This is a genomic window from Stenotrophomonas sp. RS-48 (genome assembly GCF_030053245.1).
GTDB lineage: Bacteria > Pseudomonadota > Gammaproteobacteria > Xanthomonadales > Xanthomonadaceae > Stenotrophomonas > Stenotrophomonas maltophilia_P.
Map to the genome: position 1 here is coordinate 1 of NZ_JASGBV010000029.1, position 19,923 is coordinate 19,923.

17 protein-coding genes are annotated in these 19,923 nt (G+C 66.6%); 12 read left to right on the forward strand and 5 right to left on the reverse strand.

Annotated elements, in window-relative coordinates:
* Positions 1-63: 63 nt before the first annotated feature.
* Positions 64-915, reverse strand: coding sequence for a helix-turn-helix transcriptional regulator (locus QMZ25_RS06450; RefSeq protein ID WP_283219287.1), 852 nt, complete (start codon positions 913-915; stop codon positions 64-66).
* A 198-nt stretch (positions 916-1,113) separates the two neighbouring features.
* Between QMZ25_RS06450 and QMZ25_RS06455 the strand changes: the two genes are divergently transcribed.
* The 8 genes from QMZ25_RS06455 (at position 1,114) to QMZ25_RS06490 (ending at position 9,337) form a co-directional block, all read left to right on the forward strand.
* Positions 1,114-2,310 (forward strand): GAF domain-containing sensor histidine kinase, encoded by a 1,197-nt coding sequence (locus QMZ25_RS06455; protein ID WP_193395782.1) that lies wholly within the window; start codon positions 1,114-1,116, stop codon positions 2,308-2,310.
* 458 nt (positions 2,311-2,768) lie between these two features.
* On the forward strand, positions 2,769-3,416 hold the full coding sequence (paoA, locus tag QMZ25_RS06460; RefSeq protein WP_283219319.1) for an aldehyde dehydrogenase iron-sulfur subunit PaoA: 648 nt from the start codon (positions 2,769-2,771) through the stop codon (positions 3,414-3,416).
* Positions 3,413-4,363: a xanthine dehydrogenase family protein subunit M gene (locus QMZ25_RS06465; RefSeq protein WP_053515781.1), complete on the forward strand. Its 951-nt coding sequence runs from the start codon at positions 3,413-3,415 to the stop codon at positions 4,361-4,363. Before paoA ends, QMZ25_RS06465 begins: the two co-directional genes overlap by 4 nt.
* Positions 4,363-6,567, forward strand: a complete 2,205-nt coding sequence (gene paoC, locus QMZ25_RS06470) for an aldehyde oxidoreductase molybdenum-binding subunit PaoC (RefSeq protein ID WP_283219288.1) — start codon at positions 4,363-4,365, stop codon at positions 6,565-6,567. Before QMZ25_RS06465 ends, paoC begins: the two co-directional genes overlap by 1 nt.
* An 8-nt stretch (positions 6,568-6,575) precedes the next feature.
* Positions 6,576-7,637 carry an XdhC/CoxI family protein gene (locus tag QMZ25_RS06475; protein ID WP_283219289.1) on the forward strand — a complete coding sequence of 354 codons (1,062 nt, stop codon included), beginning with the start codon at positions 6,576-6,578 and terminating at the stop codon, positions 7,635-7,637.
* Positions 7,613-8,236: a nucleotidyltransferase family protein gene (locus QMZ25_RS06480; RefSeq protein WP_283219290.1), complete on the forward strand. Its 624-nt coding sequence runs from the start codon at positions 7,613-7,615 to the stop codon at positions 8,234-8,236. Before QMZ25_RS06475 ends, QMZ25_RS06480 begins: the two co-directional genes overlap by 25 nt.
* A gap of 176 nt (positions 8,237-8,412) precedes the next feature.
* Complete coding sequence (locus tag QMZ25_RS06485; RefSeq protein WP_258012743.1) at positions 8,413-8,544, forward strand: hypothetical protein; 132 nt, start codon at positions 8,413-8,415, stop codon at positions 8,542-8,544.
* A 61-nt stretch (positions 8,545-8,605) separates the two neighbouring features.
* Complete coding sequence (locus QMZ25_RS06490; RefSeq protein WP_283219291.1) at positions 8,606-9,337, forward strand: hypothetical protein; 732 nt, start codon at positions 8,606-8,608, stop codon at positions 9,335-9,337.
* Between the two features lie 418 nt (positions 9,338-9,755).
* Here QMZ25_RS06490 and QMZ25_RS06495 read toward each other — a convergent pair whose 3' ends face one another.
* Positions 9,756-10,160 carry a hypothetical protein gene (locus QMZ25_RS06495; protein ID WP_283219292.1) on the reverse strand — a complete coding sequence of 135 codons (405 nt, stop codon included), beginning with the start codon at positions 10,158-10,160 and terminating at the stop codon, positions 9,756-9,758.
* Between the two features lie 111 nt (positions 10,161-10,271).
* Positions 10,272-11,255: a LacI family DNA-binding transcriptional regulator gene (locus QMZ25_RS06500; RefSeq protein ID WP_111186961.1), complete on the reverse strand. Its 984-nt coding sequence runs from the start codon at positions 11,253-11,255 to the stop codon at positions 10,272-10,274.
* Between the two features lie 159 nt (positions 11,256-11,414).
* Here QMZ25_RS06500 and ptsP point away from each other — a divergent pair, with 159 nt between their 5' ends.
* The 4 genes from ptsP to QMZ25_RS06520 all read left to right on the forward strand — a co-directional run bounded on the left by ptsP (position 11,415) and on the right by QMZ25_RS06520 (position 17,994).
* Entirely contained in the window at positions 11,415-13,925 is a 2,511-nt protein-coding gene (gene ptsP, locus QMZ25_RS06505) for a phosphoenolpyruvate--protein phosphotransferase (RefSeq protein WP_283219293.1), read from the forward strand.
* Positions 13,922-14,878: a 1-phosphofructokinase family hexose kinase gene (locus QMZ25_RS06510; protein ID WP_262218107.1), complete on the forward strand. Its 957-nt coding sequence runs from the start codon at positions 13,922-13,924 to the stop codon at positions 14,876-14,878. The genes ptsP and QMZ25_RS06510 overlap by 4 nt, the downstream gene beginning before the upstream one ends.
* Positions 14,879-14,961: 83 nt before the next feature.
* Positions 14,962-16,662: a fructose-specific PTS transporter subunit EIIC gene (locus QMZ25_RS06515; RefSeq protein ID WP_262100660.1), complete on the forward strand. Its 1,701-nt coding sequence runs from the start codon at positions 14,962-14,964 to the stop codon at positions 16,660-16,662.
* 78 nt (positions 16,663-16,740) lie between these two features.
* Positions 16,741-17,994 (forward strand): carbohydrate porin, encoded by a 1,254-nt coding sequence (locus QMZ25_RS06520; RefSeq protein ID WP_283219294.1) that lies wholly within the window; start codon positions 16,741-16,743, stop codon positions 17,992-17,994.
* A gap of 48 nt (positions 17,995-18,042) precedes the next feature.
* Here the strand turns inward: QMZ25_RS06520 and QMZ25_RS06525 are convergent, their stop codons facing one another.
* Both QMZ25_RS06525 and QMZ25_RS06530 read right to left on the reverse strand, forming a co-directional pair.
* The gene (locus tag QMZ25_RS06525; protein WP_283219295.1) at positions 18,043-18,894 is read right to left on the reverse strand and encodes an aldose epimerase; all 852 of its coding nucleotides are present in this window, start codon (positions 18,892-18,894) and stop codon (positions 18,043-18,045) included.
* The gene (locus QMZ25_RS06530) at positions 18,884-19,921 is read right to left on the reverse strand and encodes a glycoside hydrolase family 43 protein (protein ID WP_283219296.1); all 1,038 of its coding nucleotides are present in this window, start codon (positions 19,919-19,921) and stop codon (positions 18,884-18,886) included. The genes QMZ25_RS06525 and QMZ25_RS06530 overlap by 11 nt, the downstream gene beginning before the upstream one ends.
* Between the last annotated feature and the right edge of the window lie 2 nt (positions 19,922-19,923).

The following is a 19,923-nucleotide window of genomic DNA, read 5'->3' on the forward strand; positions in this document are numbered from 1 at the left end:
CGGGGTCGAACCGGGCCAGAGGTGGAGCAGGTCAGGGGGGGGGGCGGGAGTTGGCCAGTCCGTTCAGCCCAGTAGATGGCCGGGCAAGGTGATTGTGGGCGGCGCGATCTGCGGCGCCAGCATGGAACGTTCTGAAAGGTAGCGCCCAGGCGGCTTTCCCATCGCCTTGCGAAACATGGTTACAAAGCCGCTTGCACTGCCGTACCCCAGATCCAGTGCGATCGTTTGAACGCTTTCACCTTGGGCCAGACGTTGGAGCGCGAGGATGACGTGCAGCTGCCGGCGCCAACGACCAAAGCCCATACCGATCTCGTCCTGCAGGAGGCGGCTCATGCTGCGCTCGCTCATGCCGACGCGGCTCGCCCATACGCCCTTCGGGGTCTTGTCGGTCGGGTCGACCAGCAGGCACTCGGCCAGGCGACGGAGTCTTGCATCGCGCGGCATCGGCAGATGCAGATCTTCAACCGGGGCCTCTGCCAGCTGGTCGAGCAATGTGGCAATGAGGCGCTCCTCCTTGCCTCCAGCTGCATACTGCTCAGGAAAATCAGCCGCCTTCAACAGCAGTTCGCGCAGCAATGGCGAAACCGCAACGGTACAGCAGAACGTTGGGAGGTCCGGTGCGGCCTCCGGCTCGACAAACAGGCAGTAGCATTCCGTGTGTCCCGCTCCCCTTGCCGAGTGGGGAAGGTCGCCCGGTATCCAGACTGCGCACTGCGGAGGAACGATCCAGACGCCATCTTCCACCTCACAGGTCAAGACGCCGCGAACCGAATAGATCAGCTGTGCCTTGCGGTGCTGGTGGCGCTCATTTTCCCAGTCCCGCGCCACCGAAGCGGCAGTAACGGCTACAACTGCCTGGTGAAGGCTGTCGACGCTCGCGTGCGCTGCGAAATCAGTGGTGGATACTCTGGACATGATGAAGGGGTCGATAGGCGGACGGCGATCTGCCGCCCGATTAGGGATTGCGGCCATTCACTTGTCAATGAAGCAGGCGCATCCTCGCGGCTGCGCGCTCATCGCTCGATTGCCCGCTTTGGACGCCCCCTTCTGAACGGAGCCGGCTTGCGATGGCGGTTTCATGGGATGATGCATCACTGTGCCCGCCTGCCACATATGCATACGCTGACTGATCCCCACCTGCTCAATGACGTCGCTGAGATCGGTCGTATCGAGGCAGTGCCGCGCATCCTTGAAACCGTAGCCCATATCACGGGCTCGAGATTCACGGCGATTGCCAGGGTTACAGAGACGACCTGGACCGCCTGCGCCACCCTGGACACGCTCGGGTTCGGGCTTGTTCCAGGCGGGCAGCTGGTCCTGGAAACCACCATCTGTGACGAGATCAGGCAGTCATCAACCTCCGTGGTTTTCGCACGCGCCAGTACCCACCCGCTGTACTCCAAGCACCACACGCCTCGGATCTACGGGCTTGAGAGTTACGCGTCGGTTCCGATTCATCGGCCGGACGGCAGTTTCTTCGGCACCCTGTGCGCCATTGATTCTTCGCCGGGCAACTTCGATGAAGCCCATGTCCGACGGTCCATGGAGCTGCTTGCCGAGCTCGTCGGCAACTATCTGGACAAGGAGGACCGCCTACAGGAAGCGGAGACGGCGCTTTCGGACGCGCAGCGGGATTCCGACTTGCGCGATCAGTTCATCGCGGTACTGGGCCATGATCTTCGCAGCCCCCTCCAGGCAATCAGCGTAGCAGCAGATGCACTTGAGGATGAGGCGACGTCCGCGCGTCAGCAGCAGATGCTTGCGCACATCGCATCTGGCGTGACCCGGATGGATGGGCTCATAAACGATGTACTTGATTTTGCCAGGGGCCGATTGGGTGGAGGCATCCCGATCTCGCTCCGGGAAAGCGATACGCTGCAAGCTGACCTTGAACGAGTTGCAGCGGAAGTGGCGATCGCCACCGGTCGCGAGGACATCGATGTGCAGATGCGGATCGAGGGCAGCGTGGTCTGCGATCCCGGCAGGCTGTCGCAGCTGCTGGCCAACCTGCTGACGAACGCAGTGCAGCATGGCGAGCGGTCGCTTCCTGTCACGCTGAGGGTGCACGCTGCATCCAATCGCCTCACGCTGGATGTGCACAACGCAGGCTGCATTGCGCCCGACAGGCTCAGCACCATTTTCAACCCGTTCTCGCGTGAGAAGGGCGAGCTTCCCAGGCCAGGTCTTGGTCTGGGCATCTACATCGCATCGGAGATTGCCAAGTCTCATGGCGGGATACTCGATGTGGTGTCAAGTGAAAGTGCCGGAACAGTGTTCACGTTCCGGATGCCAAGCGCGGATGTTGCCTGAGCGCCGGGGCTGGCCCTGCTTGACGCCGCGGCATGCACTATCCAGGAGGTAGGCCGCGGTGGACTTTCGCTCAAGCAAGCTGTGGTAGCTCACGTCGAAGCACTTCGTGCGCTGCGCGAGGGCGAAGGCGGACCGTCAGGCCCCGTTGGCCGGACAATGCGCTGCCAACGGAAGCTCTCGCGCATTCAGCGTGGATCGTGCCTCCTTGCTGGGGTTGGTAGGAAAGTTCCTTCTCTCAGTGCCGCAGATCAGTGTCTGTGGCGCACGCTTGCCAGACACGGCATTGAAGATGACCGGCCAGTACGCTCGGCCGATGATGCCGGCATGCCTCCGACCGGCTTCACAAATCTGTACCCCGAAGACGGGCATAGTGCCCTCTGAGTAGTGTGAGCGCGTCCATCCAGCCACGGGGTTTCCCCGAACGCCAGGAGGTCACTGTGCCAAGTTGGGATGAAGGAATGAAGTTGACGCGTCGCCAGGTGATCGCCGGCGGCGCCACGACCGTGGCGATGTCCGCCGCACCAGGGGCGTCATCGCTCGCCTCCGAACTGGCGGCATCCCCGCCGCCCAGGCCGCCGGTCATCAGCACGGTGGCCTTGACCGTCAACGGCGCGCGCCGGGAGCTTGAGCTCGACACGCGAACCACGCTGCTCGATGCCCTACGCGAACATCTGGAGCTGACCGGGACCAAAAAGGGCTGCGACCACGGTCAATGCGGTGCCTGTACCGTGCTGGTCAACGGTGAGCGCATCAATGCCTGCCTCAGCCTGGCGGTGCAGCACCAGGGCGATGCCATCACCACCATCGAAGGCCTCGGAACCCCCGATGACCTGCATCCGATGCAGGCCGCCTTCATCAAGCATGACGGTTACCAGTGCGGGTATTGCACGCCGGGGCAGATCTGTTCGGCGGTAGCGGTACTGGACGAGATCAAGCGGGGTGTCCCCAGCCATGTGCAGGCGGACGTCAGCGCACTGCCCCAGGCCACCAGCATGGAAATGCGCGAACGCATGAGTGGCAACCTCTGCCGATGCGGCGCCTATTCCAACATTGCCGAGGCAATGCAAGAGGTCGTTGGCGTGACCTCTGCAGGGAGGCGCTCATGAGGGCCTTCAGTTACGAACGCGCGAAATCCCCAGCCGAGGCCGCCAAAGCCGTGGCCGGTACCGAGGGCGCGAAGTTCCTGGCCGGAGGGACCAACCTGCTCGACCTGATGAAGCTGGAGGTCGAGACGCCAACGCACCTGGTCGACGTGCAGGACATCGGCCTGGACAGGATCGAACCCACCGACGAGGGCGGCCTGCGCATCGGCACGCTGGTCACCAATACTGCACTGGCCTCGCATGAGCGCGTGCGCCGCGACTACGCGGTGTTGACCCGCGCGATCGTGGCAGGCGCCTCCGGGCAGCTGCGCAACAAAGCCACCACCGGCGGAAATCTGCTGCAGCGCACGCGCTGCCCGTATTTCTACGACCCCCATCTGCCCTGCAACAAGCGCCTGCCCGGATCAGGCTGCGGCGCGCTCGAAGGGTTCTCCCGGCAGATGGGCGTGATCGGCACCTCGGACAGCTGCATCGCGACCTATCCAGGCGACATGGCGGTGGCCCTGCGGGTGCTGGACGCCTCGATCCAGACCGTCAGGGGTGACGGTAGTACGCGCAGCATCCCGATCGCCGATTTCCATCGTTCCCCCGGCGACAGGCCGCAGCAGGACAACGTGCTGCAGCGCGGTGAGCTGATCACGCACGTCACGCTGCCGGAACCCCTGGGCGGTCGGCACGTTTACCACAAGGTACGTGACCGCGCGTCCTATGCGTTCGCACTGGTGTCGGTCGCCGCGGTCGTGCAGCAAGACGGCTCGGCGCGGTTCGCCTTCGGTGGAGTTGCGCCGAAGCCGTGGCGCATCGAGGCAGCCGAACCCCTGCTGCGCGACGGCGTAAAGGCCGCGGCCCGGCAGGTGTTCGCCGGCGCCCGTCCGACGCGGGAGAACGCGTTCAAGATCGCTCTCGCCGAGCGCACCCTCGCAGCCGTGCTGGTGGAAGGAGAGCACTGATGCCCCTTGAATTCAACACCCCCGCCGGTGACAACCTGTTCGACAAGGCTAAGGTCGTCGGCAAGTCGACGCCGCGCATCGACGGCCCACGCAAGACCACCGGCACCGCCCCCTATGCGTATGAGCGCCATGACGTGGCACCGAACCAGGCCTACGGCTATATCGTCGGCGCGGGCATCGGCAAGGGGCGCATCATTTCGATGGATGCCTCCCGCGCACGCGCCGCCCCGGGCGTGCTGGCGGTCATCACCGCACCGGAGACCAAGCCGGTCGGCAAATCGAACTGGAACAATGCACCGCTGTTCGGCGGCCCCGACGTGGCCCACTATCACCAGGCCATCGCCTGCGTGGTGGCAGAGACCTTCGAGCAGGCCCGCGCCGCAGCGGCATTGATCCGCACCCGCTATGAGCGCGGCAAGGGCCGCTTCGATTTTCCCGCACTGGCGCCGTCCGCGCCGCTGGCAAAGGGGCGCGATGGCAAGCCCGACCGGCAGGCGCTGGGCGATTTCGACACCGCCTACGCGAGCGCCGCGGTCAAACTCGATGAGACCTACCACACCTCCGACGAAAGTCATTCGATGATGGAGCCGCACGCCACCATCGCCGCCTGGGAGGGCGACACGCTCACGCTGTGGACGGCGAACCAGATGATCGACTGGGCCAGGCAGGGCATGGCGGCGATCCTCGGCATCGATCCTGCCAAGGTGCGCGTGGACTCGCCCTATATCGGCGGCGGCTTCGGCGGCAAGCTGTTCATCCGTGCCGACGCGGTGCTGGCCGCGTTGGCGGCCAAGCAGGTCGGGCGACCGGTGAAGATCGCGCTGCAACGGCCTTTGATGGCCAACAACACCACCCACCGGCACGCAACCATTCAACGCGTCCGGATCGGTTGCGCGAAAGACGGCAGGATCTCCGCCATCGCCCATGAGAACTGGTCGGGCAACATCAACGGCGAGGACGGCGAGAACGGCACCCTGCAGACGCCCAAGCTCTATGCGGGCGCCAACCGCTTGGTGGCCAACTACATCGCCACGCTCGACATGCCCGAAGGCAATGCAATGCGCGCGCCGGGCGAAGCACCAGGCCACATGGCGCTGGAAGTGGCGATGGACGAGATGGCCGAGAAGCTGGGCCTCGACCCGATTGCGTTCCGCATCCTCAACGAGCCGGAGGTCGTACCCGGCGACCCGTCCAAGAAGTTCTCCGACCGCAACCTGGTGCGCTGCCTGCGCGAAGGCGCCAAGCGCTTCAACTGGAACAAGCGCAATGCCAGGCCGGCGCAGGTAAGGGAAGGGCACTGGCTGGTCGGCATGGGCGTGTCCGCGGGGTATCGCGGCGCACCGACGATGAAGTCGGCGGCGCGGGTGCGGCTCGACGGCCAAGGCGGCGTGATCGTGGAAACCGACATGACCGACATCGGCACGGGCTCCTACACGATCATCGCGCAGACGGCAGCCGAGACCATGGGCGTGCCGCTGGACCGGGTCCAGGTGACCCTCGGCGACTCTCGTCATCCCGCCTCCGCCGGTTCCGGCGGCCAGTGGGGCGCGGCAAGCTCCACCGCAGGCGTGTACGCGGCGTGCGTCAGCCTGCGCCGCAAGGTGGGCGAGAAAATGGGCTTCGACGGCGACACCGCAAACTTCGCCGATGGCCGCATCCAGGCGGATGGGCGGACCATCAAGCTGGCGGAGGCGGGGACACTGTCAGCGGAGGATGGCATTGCCTTTGGCGACTTCAAACAAGGCTACGACGTCGGCACCTATGCAGGGCATTTCTGCGAGGTCGCCGTGCATGCCTACACTGGAGAGACGCGCATTCGCCGCATGCTTGCCGTATGCGATGGCGGCCGGATCCTCAATCCGCTGTCCGCACGCAGCCAGGTCATCGGCGGGATGGTGATGGGCGCGGGTGCGACCCTCATGGAGGAACTGGTGGTCGACAAGCGGCTTGGCTTGTTCATCAACCACGACCTGGCCGGCTACGAGGTTCCCGTGCACGCCGATATTCCGTACCAGGAAGTGGTCTTCCTCGATACGCTGGACCCGGTGATCTCGCCGATGAAGGCCAAGGGCGTGGGTGAACTGGGCATCTGTGGGGTCGGCGCCGCGATCGCCAATGCGGTCTACAACGCAACCGGTGTGCGCGTACGCAGCTATCCCATCACCCTGGACAAGCTGTTGCCCGGCTTGCCCGACGTAGGCTGAGGTTGCGCATGGACCGACCCGTAGCCTCACCCGCGCTGGAGGCTTCAGCGGTAGGCGGAGGGGAGCCCGGCGATCTTGCCGGGGACCTGTCCCCAGCGCCGGGCTTCCTCACCGAAGGAAACCCGCGGAGCGTGCTCGAGACGGCCTTGACGCGCGTGCGCGCGGGGCAGCACGCCGTGCTCGCGCTGGTGCTGGAAACCGATGGCTCCACCTACGCTGGTGCCGGCGACATGGTGCTGTTCTGCAACGGCAGCCAGGTCGGCTGGCTGAGCGGCGGATGCCTGGAGCCCGGGCTCGCGCGACGCGCAGAGCAGGTGAGCGCGGCAGGGCAGGTCGATTGGATCGAGATCGACACGCGCAGTGACGAGGACCTGCTGAGTGGGTCTGCGCTTGGGTGCCGTGGTCGGCTGCGGATTGCGCTTCTGCCATTGCGTGTCATGGCCGGCATCGACGTTGTCATCGAGGCATGGCTGCGCGAGGGTGTGCCACTACAGCGCGAGCTTCGCGCATCGGGGCAGATCCTTTTCCGCGCGGGCCATCGCGAGCGGACGTGGCAGCTGCACCCGATGGACGGTCCGCAGCCTTTTGGTGAGGGTGCGTGGCGTTTGACGCTGCCCCGGCTTCCGCGAGCCCTGATCCTGGGGGGCGGTCCCGAAACGCCCTTCCTGGTTCCGTTGCTGCGTGGCCTGGGGTGGCAGATCAGCGTGGCCGAACGGCGAGCGCGCTGGGCCTCAGCGGGGCAGGGCGCGGATGCACAGTTGCAGACCAGCCCGGCCGAGGCCCTCCAGGGCGACCCGTGCGACGCGGTACTGGTGATGCATCACGATTTCGAACTTGACCGGGAGGCGCTGGTGGCCCTGGCTGATACCAAAGTCGCGTTCATTGGACTGCTGGGTCCGCAGCGAAGGCGCGAGGACCTATTCAAACTGCTGACACCGGATCAGCGCCACCGCCTGTCCCCGCGACTTCGATCACCGGTCGGCCTGAAAATCGGCGGCCGAGGGCCAGAGGCGATTTCGCTCAGTATCGCCGCGCAGCTGCAGCAATGGCGAAGCGCGCACGGCAGGTGACCGACCCGCATGCGGTCGTCGTGCTTGCTGCCGGCGGGAGCACCCGACTTGGCCAGCCCAAGCAGCTTCTAACCCGGCAGGGCGAGACCCTGGTACATCGCGTGGTCCGATTGGCGCTGGAGCTCGCGCCAGTGCAGGTGCTGGTCGTAGTAGGCGCGAATGCACAGGCAGTGACATCCAGTATTGCCGGGCTGGATGCCACCCCGGTAACCAACCACCACTGGGAACGCGGCCTGGCGAGCAGTCTGCAGGTCGCCGGCGCACACTTGCTGCCGACGGTGAGCGCGGTGATGGTCGTGGCATGCGACCAGCCCGCAATCGAGCACGCCCATCTGCAGGCGCTGCTTTCGGGTGCCCGCGCCACGACGTCAGGGTGCGCTGGCACCCGTCACGGGAGTGCGCTTGGCGTTCCCGCGGTAGTGCCGCGCGCCTGGTTCACCCCTGTGGGTGCAGCCGGTGACCGCGGCTTCGGAGCGCGCCTGCGGCAACTTCCTGCCGATATGGTGCATGTCCTACAGGCACCGGAACTGGCCCTGGACATCGACACGCCAGAAGATCTTGCGCGTGCGCGCGATGCGGGCTGGATCGATACTGAGTGAGTCGCACGCGGGTTCGGCCCCGTTTGAAATCGCGGCCGATTGCTTTGGCCCGCGCGCCTGGCTGAACGACCTGACCTGCTACAACACCCTCGGCATGACCTTCCCGGTGGGGCACAGCAGCGGGGTGCGCGACTCCTGGCAGAACGTCACCGGCTGCAGCCTGCAGAAGGGGCGGGATGCTCACCCACGTCGCCTGCATTGCCGGCCGCAACATGTGGTTTGCCGGAGGTGATGGCATCGGCATCAACAATGGCGGCCCGTCGCGCTGGCATTCGCGGCTGAACCCCAACATCGGGTTCTATTTCTGAAAGGTGCTACGCGTCGGCTACGATGCTACGGTCGGCATCGTAGCCGGTGGCAGGGGACGCAATGGATATGCAGGCAGCGGGCGAACTCGATTTGCCGGCAAAGACCGATTCGCAGGAACTGACCTTCCACTGGCTCTACCAGCGGGTCCAGGGGCTGGCTGAGCACAGCATCTATCCGAAGGCGGGCAGGGTGGAAACGTGGGCGTTTCGCATTGGCTTGGCCGCCGCAATCGTTGGCATTCTCTGTGGCCAGCTGCCTGATCGGTGGCTACCTGTGAGTGTAGTGCTGCAAGTGGTTGTTGCGTGCCTGGCCATCGAGATCGGCGGCTTCATCGTTGGAGTTGCTCTGGCCGCCTGCAGAGGAATTCAACAGTTCAGCCAGCCACGGCTCTCGCACGCCAAGGAGATGGACGGCGACTTCGCGCACTGGCAAACGGTGGTTACCGAGCTTCGCAGCTTCCCCCGCATCGAGCGTGAGCGACGCCTTCGCTATGTCAGCACGCTGCGCACCAACATGATCGAGCGCATGGGCATGATGTATGGCGGCCTGCAGCGGCTCGGGCCGTTTCCACTGCTGATCGCGCTCTATCTGCAATTCCGCGAATGGAAATGGGGTGACTGGGCGAGCGCGTTCGACGTCAGCTTGGTCGGCGCATTGTTGATCTTCGCCATGGTGCTGCTGTACCTCCTGGGCTGGATGCTGATCAGCCTCCGCACCCGCCTGGATACTTACGTCGCCCTGCTCGAGGGCTCCACCCACGAGCCCGAGCCCCCGCAACCAGCGCCACAGTAGAGCCGAGCCATGCTCGGCTACGGCATGCCCGGCCGAAGGCCGGTCAGGTCAATACGGTGGTGCGGGTCGAACACGATCATGCCGGGATCTCATGCAAGGCTGGGCGGTCTCAGGGCGGAGGCAGGGGCCGAGCCAGAGGCCCAGCCATTGCCATGCGGAGCCAACAAAGGCCCAGATTCGACGGATACGACATTTCGCATAATGTATATTATGTTCATTCCGCTCCAGCAAGGGTGTCCCAGCACACCTCTTACCGCGTCCCGGCTTCTACTCTTACATCGAGCCAGATTGATGCGTGATCGGAATCTCACCGGTGCTTGGGCCGGCTTCTCGTTCAAGGGCGGCCGACTGGTCGCGCCTGAGGGTCGTCAACTGCTCCCTGAGGACTTGGCATGTGTCCGTGCAGGTTCAGCATCTGCTACTCACGACAGCGCAGCCACTCGCCCTTGGCGTTGCGCAGCTGCTCCCAGCCGTTGCTCAATCGCCGCATTGCGGTCCCGCCCATGCAGGCAGCGCCCAACTGCTTTGCCTCCGCGCTGCCGTAAGCCAGCATGCGCACAATCTCGCTCGACGGTGTTGGTATGCCTTGGCGACGCGCCTCACCTTGGATCAACGCCCGCTCGATGTCCGTGCAGTAGCGGCGCACGCGCGGATCGATGTGCTGCTGGCATCTGAGTGGTTCAGCGCCGAGATTGTTCGGCTTTGCCGGCGACGGCGTATGCCTGGGCAGCGGCTGCGGACCCGTCGCGGAGCGAATAGCCTGCGCGTGCGACGCCGTTGCCAGCAGCAAAAGCGCCACAACCAGGCCTGATCGAATGTCCATTTCGCCCTCCATGTCCGTCAGCAAGGCATCCCATTACACATTGTGCGTGACGCGTCACGATAATTGGGGGCGGACTGCAAGGCAGTTCCGCAGGCCCCGGGCGTCCGGAAACTATCGCGAGGCGGTTGATCCCCGTACCACGCAGCGACCAGTCATCACCAGCCGGCGCACCGGCATGTCAGGTGCACGCAGGCGCTCCAGCAGCAGCGACATCGCGGCTCGCCCCATCTCCTCCACCGGTTGCTCGACGACAGTGATGCCCGGTTCAACCAGTTCGGTCCAGCGCTCGTTGTCGAACCCCGCCAGCGCCAGCGCGCCTGGAATCGCCAGTCCTGCGCTGCGTGCCGCTTTCAGTGCTCCCATCAGCAGCAGGCTGTTGCTGGTAACCAGCGCCTCGGGCCTCGAAGGCCCAGCCAGCCACTGTCCGGCGGTGCTGATGGCGGCCTCGGCCGTGGGTTCGACTTCCCGGTAGTCCGGTTCCAGCCCATGCCTGCGCATGGCCGCAAGATAGCCATCACGACGTTCGGCCGCAGTGGTACTGGTACTGCCGAACAGGCCGCCGATGCGCCGATAGCCGCGTTCAACCAGATGCTCGACCAGGCCGGCCATGGCCGCCGGATTGTCCAGCACCACGCTGTCGATCGCCCCGCCCGGCGCGGCGCGGTCGACCAGTACCGTCGGATAGTCCAGCGCGAGCCGTTCCAGCCGCCCCACCGTGGTCCGGGTCGGCGCGAAGATCAGCCCGCTGATGCGCTCCTCGTGCATCAACTGCAGGTACAGTGCCTCGCGCTCGGGGTCCTCGTCGGTGTTGCACAGGGTGACGCGCAGGCCCTCGCGATAGGCGACCTCCTCCACCGCGCGGATCAGCGCGGTAAAGAAGGGGTTGCGGATATCCGCCACGACCAGCCCGATGATGCCGGTATGCCGGGAGCGCAGGCGCCTGGCCTGCAGGTTCGGGCGATAGCCGGTCTGGCGGATGGCGGCCTCGACCCGGCTGCGCACCTCTCCACTGACCGGGCCGCCACCCAGCACGCGCGACACCGTGGATTTGGAGACGCCCGCCACGCGCGCCACGTCGTTGATGCTGATGCTCATTGGATTGGAAACGTTCCCGGTCAACTGTGCTGGCCGCAGCGCGACGGCCGTTCAGGACAATGCTAACGCCAAAGTACTATTGGATTTTTGTGCAGTGCACATTGAAATGCGGACTGGGAACGTTCCCAATACGCCAGCACACCCTTCCCGGAGCCCGCCTTGTCTTCCCTCCCCGCCCCTGCTCCCGTCAGCCACGAACTGATCCGCCTCGGCGCACGGGCCCGTGACAAGGCAGATGCCATCGCCCAGGCCGCACAGATGCTGCTGGCCGCCGGCTGCGTTGCGCCGGGCTACGAAACCAGCATGGGCCGCCGCGAGCAGCTGGCGAACACCTTCCTCGGCCACGGTGTGGCGATCCCGCATGGGCTCGGCGAGGACCGCCATCTGGTGCGCCGCGATGGCATTGCCGTGCTGCAGTTGCCGGACGGTGTCGAATGGAATCCGGGCCAGGTGACGCGGCTGGTGGTCGGCATCGCCGCCCAGTCCGATACCCACATCACCCTGCTGCGCCGGCTCACCCGGCTCATCCAGGATGACGCCACGCTGCAGCGTCTGTTCACGACCGCCGAAGCGAGCGAGATCGTGACGGCGCTGGCCGGCGACGTCACCACCTTGGCCAACGACGCCCCAGCGCAGGATCTGGCCGAGCATTTCGGCTGGACCATCGCCTACCCCAATGGCCTGCATGCACGGCCTGCCACGCGCTGGGCCGAGACGGCCCGCAGTTTCAGCGCCCGTGCCCAGGTGCGCGCAGGCGACCAGGCGGCCGATGCCAAGAGCCTGGTCGCGCTGCTGCAGCTGGGTCTGCGTCATGGCGACCCGGTGAGTGTGTCTGCCGAAGGCGCGGATGCGCCCGCACTGCTGGCCGCACTGCGCAGGGTCATGGAGGGGTTGGTGGCTCAGGAAAAGGCCGATGCCGAACGCGCAGCACAGCGCAAGGCGGCGCCGGTCGCGGGCTGGAATCCACCGGAGGCACAGGCAGCGATCGTCGGCATTGGTGCCAGCCCCGGGTTGGCGATCGGCCGGATCCATGTGCTCGCCAGCAGGCAGACCAACGTCGCCGACCACCCCGCCCCGCTCGGGGAAGGCGGTGCACGCCTGCAGGACGCGCTCGGCCGCACCCGCCAGCAGCTGGCGGCGCTGCAGGACGACACCCAGCGCCGGCTCGGCGCATCCGACGCGGCGATCTTCGGGGCCCAGGCCGCGCTGCTCGACGACACAGACCTGATCACCCGTACCTGTCAGCTGATGGTGGAAGGTCATGGCGTCGCGTGGTCATGGCACCAGGCCATCGAACAGATTGCCTCCGGGCTGGCGGCGCTGGGCAATCCGGTGCTCGCCGGGCGCGCAGCCGACCTGCGTGATGTGGGTCGGCGTGTGCTGGCACAGCTTGATCCGTCTGCGGCCGGCGGTGGTCTCGCCGACCTGCCCGCCTACCCCTGCATCCTGCTCGCGGCCGACCTGTCACCGTCAGACACCGCCAACCTCGACACCCGTCGCGTGCTCGGTCTGGCCACCGCACAGGGCGGGCCAACCTCACATACCGCGATCCTCTCGCGCACGCTCGGGTTGCCGGCGCTGGTTGCCGGTGGCGCGGATCTGCTGACGATTGAAGCGGGTGTGGAGGCTATCATCGACGGCAGCAGCGGGCGGCTCTATCTGTCTCCGTCCGATGCCGATCTCGCTTCGGCCCGCGCCTGGATCGCCGAGCAGCAGCACATCCGCGAACGCGAGGCCGCGCAACGCGCGCAGCCGGCGCAGACGACCGACGGCCACCGCATCGACATCGGTGCCAACGTCAACCTGCCCGAACAGGTGCCGTTGGCACTGGAACAGGGCGCCGAAGGCGTTGGCCTGATGCGGACCGAGTTCCTGTTCCTCGAACGCGGCAGCACGCCCAGCGAGGATGAGCAGTACGCCACGTATCGGGCGATGGCCAGCGCCCTGGATGGCCGCCCGCTGATCGTGCGCGCGCTCGACATCGGCGGCGACAAGCAGGTTGCGCACCTGGAGCTGCCGCATGAGGACAACCCGTTCCTCGGCGTGCGCGGCGCGCGCCTGCTGCTGCGCCGTCCCGATCTTCTGGAGCCGCAGCTGCGGGCGCTGTATCGCGCGGCGAGGGACGGTGCGCGCCTGTCGATCATGTTCCCGATGATCACGTCCGTACCGGAACTGATCGCGCTGCGTGCCATCTGCGAACCGTTGCGCATCGGGCTGGAGGCGCCCGAAGTGCCGATCGGCATCATGATCGAAGTGCCCGCAGCCGCAGCCCAGAGCGATGTGCTGGCGCGCCATGCCGATTTCTTCTCGATCGGCACCAATGACCTGACCCAGTACGTGCTGGCGATCGATCGCCAGAATCCGGAACTTGCCGTCGAGGCCGACAGCCTGCATCCCGCCGTGCTGCGCGCGATCCGCGCCACGGTCGACGGTGCACGCACGCATGGGCGCTGGGTCGGCGTCTGCGGTGGCCTGGCGGGCGACCCGTTCGGCGCCATGCTGCTGGCCGGTCTCGGCGTGGACGAGCTGTCGATGACCCCGAACGATATTCCGGCGGTGAAGGCCCGCCTGCGCGGTACCCGGTTGGCCGATCTGCAGGCGCTGGCCGGCAAGGCACTGGACTGCGAAACCACCGAACAGGTGCGTGCCCTTGAGGGAGCGCGCGCATGAACCCCCGCGCCGTCACCGTCACCCTGAACCCGGCGATCGACCAGACCGTGCGCCTGGCGGGCCTGCAGCCGGGGCATGTGCATCGTGCCTTCAGCAGCCGCGACGACGCGGGGGGCAAGGGCATCAATGTTGCCGCCTGCCTGGCCGACTGGGGCGTGCCAACAGCCGCACTGGGTGTGATCGGCGAGGACAACCCGGGCGTGTTCAGTGCGCTGTTCTCGGCGCGCGGCATCACCGACGGCTGCCTGCGCGTGCCGGGCCGGACCCGCACCAACATCAAGCTTGTGGATGAGACCCACGGCGAGACCACTGATATCAACCTGCCCGGCCTGCCCTTGAACGGCGCCGATCTGGATGCGGTGTGCCGACGACTCGCCGCCGTGCTCCAGCCACAGCTGCCGGTGGTGTTGTCCGGCAGCCTGCCCTCCGGCCTGCCGGCCGATTCATGGACGCGACTGCAGGCGCAGGCGGGCGGCGCGGGCGCGCGGGTACTGCTCGACACCAGCGGCGATGCGCTCGCCGCCGCCCTGAGCAGCGCACACGCGTCAGTGCCCTATGCGGTCAAGCCCAACCGCCACGAACTGGAGTCGTGGGCCGGAACACCGCTGCCGGATCGGAGCGCCCTGCGCGCTGCCGGCCTGCGCCTGCTTGAACGCGGGGTTGCGCTGGTGGTGATTTCGATGGGCGTCGACGGCGCGCTGTTCATGGATCGCAACGGCGCCCTGATCGCGCGTCCCCCGCGTCTGTCGCAGGGCAGCACGGTCGGTGCGGGCGACGCCATGGTGGCCGGTATCGCCGCCGCACTGCTTGAGCCGGCCTTCGACCTGGCCAGCTGCGCGCGCCTGGCAACGGCCTTTTCGATGAGTCGCCTGCACAGCGGCGACGCGCGACGGCTGGATCCGGCGCAGGTCCGCGGGTGGACGGACGATGTACTGATCGAACGATTGGATTGAAACCCTGCAGGCGGCGCTGCAGGCCCCACGGCCCGCTCCAGCGCCTCACGCAGAACAGAACCCGAAGAATTCCAGGAGTTCCCATGCACCCTTTCCCCGTCATCATCGCCGCTGGCGCGCGCAGCATCGAGGCCGTTCTCGCTGCCGAAGCGCTGCGCCGCGCCGCCCGCCAGCGTGGCCTCGAACTGGTGATCGAGATCCGCAGCGAACAGGGCGTGACCGGCGCACTTGATGCCGCACACGCCACCGCGACGACGCTCCTGCTGGTGGGCGACGGCGAGGCCGATCTGACCCGCTTCGACACTGCGACGGTGGTGCGCGCCGGCCTCGGCGAAGTGCTGGACGATCCACTCGCTGCATTGGCATCACTGGAAACTGCTGTGCCCAAGGCCGATGCGGCGGACCCTCGCAAGCGCATCGTCGCTGTCACCTCCTGCCCGACCGGCATCGCCCACACGTTCATGGCGGCCGAAGGCCTGCAGCAGGCCGGCAAGGCGCTTGGTCACGCAATCCGGGTCGAAACGCAGGGCTCGGTCGGTGCGCAGGATGCGTTGAGCGACGAGGAAATCGCTGCCGCCGACCTGGTGCTGATCGCCGCAGACCGTGAAGTGGATCTGTCACGCTTCGCCGGCAAGCGCCTGTTCAAGAGTGGCACCAAGCCCGCGATCAACGATGGCCAGAACCTGCTCCGCAAGGCGCTGGCCGAGGCCAATGTCCACGCCGGCGCGTCTGCCCCGGGCCGCGCACCCGAGAAGAGCAAGGGCACCGGCCCCTACAAGCACCTGATGACCGGCGTATCGTTCATGCTGCCGTTCGTGACCGCAGGTGGCCTGCTGATCGCGTTGGCATTCGCCCTCGGCGGCATCTATGCCTTCGACGATGCACACAAGGGCACGCTGGCCTGGTCCCTGTTCCAGATCGGCGCCAAGGCCGGCTTCACTTTGATGGTGCCGGCACTTGCCGGCTACATCGCCTATTCCATCGCCGACCGCCCCGGCATCGCGCCCGGCATGATCGGCGGGCTGGTCGCGGTCAACATGGACGCGGGCTTCATCGGCGGCATCCTGGCCGGCTTCATTGCCGGCTATGGCGTGCACTGGATCAACCGAGCGCTGCGCCTGCCGCGCAGCCTGGAGGGCCTCAAGCCGGTATTGATCCTGCCGGTGCTGGGCACCCTGCTGGTGGGCCTGTTGATGATGTACGTGATCGGCACGCCGGTCGCAGGGCTGCTGGCCTGGCTGACCGAATGGCTGCGGGGCATGCAGGGCAGCAGCGCGATCCTGCTCGGTCTGCTGCTGGGCGGAATGATGGCGGTGGACATGGGCGGCCCGGTCAACAAGGCTTCCTACGCGTTCTCCACTGCATTGATCTCCAGCCAGGTCTACACGCCGATGGCAGCGACGATGATCGGCGGCATGACGCCGCCATTGGGCATCGCATTGGCGACGTGGTTGTTCAGCAACCGCTTCACGGCCGAGGAACGCGGCACTGCCAGCGCCGCCGGCGTGCTCGGTCTCAGTTTCGTCACTGAAGGTGCGATCCCCTACGCCGCGCGCGATCCGCTGCGCACCATTCCGGCGCTGATCCTTGGCTCGGCCGTGGCCGGCGCGATCTCGATGGCCGCGGGCGTCGAACTGAAGGTCCCCCATGGCGGCGTGTTCGTGCTGCCGATCCCGAACGCGGTCACCCATCTGGGCGTCTACCTGCTGGCGCTACTGGCCGGCGTCACCGTGACGGCGCTCGCGCTGCGTCTCCTCAAGAAGCCGGTCACCGCCGCGGCCTGACCGTTCTCCCTGCCTCGATCACTCGGCTGTCCCGGCTTTCCGGGGCCGCGTCGTTGCCCATCTACAGGACTTCCGCCCATGCCCCGCTCCTCCCGCCGCCTGCTGCTGGCCGCACTCCTGCTGACGCTGCCCTCGCTGGCCGCGGCCGCCGACCGGGGCGAGGTCGTTTCACCCAAGCTTTCCTACACCGGCGAAGCCGCGGCCACGCTCGACGGCGGCAAGAACAGCGGCACCGCCTACGCCGGCCAGTTGATGTTCGGCGCTGATGTGAACCTGGAAGCCGCGTTCGGGTGGCAGGGGGCAACGATCAAGGCCTACGGCATCAACCGCCATGGCACCAATCTGGCTGCCAGCAGCACCGGCAACAGCACCTCGGTGCAGGAAATCTACGGCGGCCAGGGGACGCGTCTGGCCAATCTGACCCTCGAACAGAAACTGCTCGACGACCGCTTGGTGCTCGAAGCCGGACGCAGCGTCGCCAACATCCACTTCCTCGGCTCCGAACTGTGCCAGTACTTCCAGGGCAATTCGGCCTGCGGCAACCCGACCTACGTGTTCCGCACCAGCAACTTCACCTGGTGGCCGGTGTCGAGCTGGATGGCCGATGCCACCACCTGGTTGACGCCGGATGTCTATCTGCGCGTCGGCGCCTACCAGGTCGATCCGAGTCAGGCCGAAGACGGCCAGCATGGCCTGAAATGGAGCACGCACCAGGCCACCGGCTGGATCGTGCCGTACACGATCGGCTGGCGCAGCCCGGCTTCGGCGCGGTTGCGGGCCCGGTATGAACTGGGTGGCTGGCAGGACAACTCGACCTACCGTGATCCGTTGCGCGACATCAACGGAATGCCCGCCGTGCTCAGTGGCCAGGACTACGCGAACCGCCACGGTCGCTCCGGTGCATTTGCCCGTTTCGAGCAGCAGCTGACCGGTGATGGCAGCGGTCGCGGCCTGACGGTCTTCGGCGCCATGCTCAAGGGCACCTCCGGCCAGTTGATCGAGGATCACTTTCTGCAGGCCGGCCTGGTGCAGAAAGGCACCTTCGCCCGCCGTCCACAGGACAGCATCGCCTTCGTCGTGACCCAGCAGAAGTACAGCGGCATTGCCCTGGAGAACCTGCGCCTGGCGCGTGCCGCAGCCGGTGGCAGCGGCACCCCGCATGGGAGCCAGGTGATGATGGAGCTGAGCTACGGCATCCAGCTCACCCCACAGCTGCGGATTGCGCCGAACCTGCACTACATCGTCCATCCCGACCAGTTCAACGAACCTGCGCGCCAGCGTGAACTGCCGGATGCGCTGATTGCAGGCCTGCGCATCGATTGGAGCCTGTGATGGCCCGTTCCTTCGCAGTTCCCGCCCTGCGCTGAACCGCGCCGCAGTTCAGGGGGCGTCCTGCTCCCAGACCAGCTCGAACGTCTGCGCCAGCTGCTGACCGGGCTGCAGCCGGCGCGGCGCAAGCGTGAAGCCATCAGGTGGCCCGCTCTGCGGTTCGACGCAGGTGGCGTGGGGGGCACCGTCGTAGACAACCCAGTGGTCGCCGTCCGATCGCAGCCGCAGGCGCTGCCCCCCGCGCACCAGCGCGATGTCACGATCACGGTCGGTGATGAAACAGTCATCCCATGGACCTCGCGTGGGCGGCACGCACGGCAGAACGGCAATACCCTCCTCGTCACGCGGGTACATCGCGCCAGGGTTGAACAGCAGCCGGTCCGGCTTGCGGAACCACGGGTGCCAGCCCAGTACTGCCGGCATGGCCTGCTGCGCAGCCTGCACCGAGAGGTGCAGCTGCAGGCAGTGTGCCTGCAGGCGTATGACCTGTCGGGCAACGCCACCGAAGGGCCAGTACCTGTCACGCGGCAGATCAAGCGTCAGCGTGGCACTCGTCGCGTCGAGGCTGTCGATCTGCCAGGGCCTGGAGAAGCCGACCCCGTGAATGGCGTGCCCGCCGAAGTTGACCGGCAATTCATGGGGTGCACCGTCGAAGCTGAAGTGTCCACGACGAATGCGCCCAGCCCACGGCACCATCGGATAGCAGCCCCAGGCGATCGTCGCCGCTCCGCCCTCCTCTGCGTCCACCAGCCAGTCCACGCCCCGGTAACGCATCTGTGCCAGGCGCCCCCCTGCCCCGGCCGCCAGCGCCACTTCGAGATCGCCTGCCTGAAGCCAGTGCAGCTCACCGGCCGGCAGCGGGGCGAGCGCGTCGTCCACCGGCAGCCTGCGCTCATGCACCATAGGGATCGATGGTCCGGATGCGGCCATCGGCCTCCATGTGCAGCGGCGTGCACTTGGCCGAGCGCAGATGTGTCACGCCGCCGGACATCAGCGCATCGTGGTAGAACAGATACCACTGTCCCTTGAAGCTGCAGATGGAGTGGTGCGTGGTCCAGCCCACCACGGGCGTCAGCAGTACGCCGGCATAGGTGAACGGGCCATAGGGGCTGTCGCCGATCGCGTAGCACAGCAGGTGCGTGTTGCCCGTGGAATAGGACAGGTAGTACCGGCCCTGATACTTGTGCACCCACGGCCCTTCAAAGAAGCGGCGCGCATGATCGTCCGCGCGCAGCGGCTGGCCGTGCTCGTCCAGGATCTGCACCTCGCGCGTGGGTTCGGCCAGTTCGGTCATGCCGGCATCGAGCCAGCCCACCCTCGGCCCCAGCGCCGGCGCACTGCCTGTCGGCTCTTCGTGCGCGGCGTCGTACCGATTGTCACGATAGTGCTGCAGCTGCCCGCCCCAGATCCCACCGAAGTACAGATAGTGGCTGCCGTCCTCGTCCTCGAATACGGCCGGGTCGATCGAGTACGCGCCCTGCATCGGTTCGGGCCGGGGAATGAATGGTCCCTCTGGCCGTTCGCCGACCGCCACGCCGATGCGGAACAGGCCCTGCGCATCCTTGGCCGGGAAATAGAAGTAGTAGCGCCCGTCGCGGCAGGCGGCGTCGGGCGCCCACATCTGCTTGTGCGCCCACGGCACGTCGTCAAGGTGCAGCGCCTGGCCGCAATCGATGGCGTCGCCGTCGGGCGTGTCCATCCGCAGTACGTGGTAGTCCTGCATGCCGAAGTGCCCACCCTCGTCGTCGAACGGCTGGCCGCCGTCGATGTCGTGCGAGGGATAGATGTAGAGCCGTCCCTCGAAGACATGGGCCGACGGATCGGCGGTGTAGATATGGGTCACCAGCGGCTGCGAGATGGCGTGCCGGGTGAGCTGCGCGAGGCGGGCGTCGTCGGCCCGGCCGTCGTCGCCTGGAGAGAGGTCGATCATGG

Excerpts from the sequence above, each read along its gene's own strand:
- QMZ25_RS06450 (WP_283219287.1), bottom strand. The coding sequence starts at position 915 with ATGTCCAGAGTATCCACCACTGATTTCGCAGCGCACGCGAGCGTCGAC.
- QMZ25_RS06455 (WP_193395782.1), top strand. The coding sequence starts at position 1,114 with ATGCATACGCTGACTGATCCCCACCTGCTCAATGACGTCGCTGAGATC.
- paoA (WP_283219319.1), top strand. The coding sequence starts at position 2,769 with ATGAAGTTGACGCGTCGCCAGGTGATCGCCGGCGGCGCCACGACCGTG.
- QMZ25_RS06465 (WP_053515781.1), top strand. The coding sequence starts at position 3,413 with ATGAGGGCCTTCAGTTACGAACGCGCGAAATCCCCAGCCGAGGCCGCC.
- paoC (WP_283219288.1), top strand. The coding sequence starts at position 4,363 with ATGCCCCTTGAATTCAACACCCCCGCCGGTGACAACCTGTTCGACAAG.
- QMZ25_RS06475 (WP_283219289.1), top strand. The coding sequence starts at position 6,576 with ATGGACCGACCCGTAGCCTCACCCGCGCTGGAGGCTTCAGCGGTAGGC.
- QMZ25_RS06480 (WP_283219290.1), top strand. The coding sequence starts at position 7,613 with ATGGCGAAGCGCGCACGGCAGGTGACCGACCCGCATGCGGTCGTCGTG.
- QMZ25_RS06485 (WP_258012743.1), top strand. The coding sequence starts at position 8,413 with ATGCTCACCCACGTCGCCTGCATTGCCGGCCGCAACATGTGGTTTGCC.
- QMZ25_RS06490 (WP_283219291.1), top strand. The coding sequence starts at position 8,606 with ATGGATATGCAGGCAGCGGGCGAACTCGATTTGCCGGCAAAGACCGAT.
- QMZ25_RS06495 (WP_283219292.1), bottom strand. The coding sequence starts at position 10,160 with ATGGACATTCGATCAGGCCTGGTTGTGGCGCTTTTGCTGCTGGCAACG.
- QMZ25_RS06500 (WP_111186961.1), bottom strand. The coding sequence starts at position 11,255 with ATGAGCATCAGCATCAACGACGTGGCGCGCGTGGCGGGCGTCTCCAAA.
- QMZ25_RS06510 (WP_262218107.1), top strand. The coding sequence starts at position 13,922 with ATGAACCCCCGCGCCGTCACCGTCACCCTGAACCCGGCGATCGACCAG.
- QMZ25_RS06515 (WP_262100660.1), top strand. The coding sequence starts at position 14,962 with ATGCACCCTTTCCCCGTCATCATCGCCGCTGGCGCGCGCAGCATCGAG.
- QMZ25_RS06520 (WP_283219294.1), top strand. The coding sequence starts at position 16,741 with ATGCCCCGCTCCTCCCGCCGCCTGCTGCTGGCCGCACTCCTGCTGACG.
- QMZ25_RS06525 (WP_283219295.1), bottom strand. The coding sequence starts at position 18,894 with ATGGTGCATGAGCGCAGGCTGCCGGTGGACGACGCGCTCGCCCCGCTG.
- QMZ25_RS06530 (WP_283219296.1), bottom strand. The coding sequence starts at position 19,921 with ATGATCGACCTCTCTCCAGGCGACGACGGCCGGGCCGACGACGCCCGC.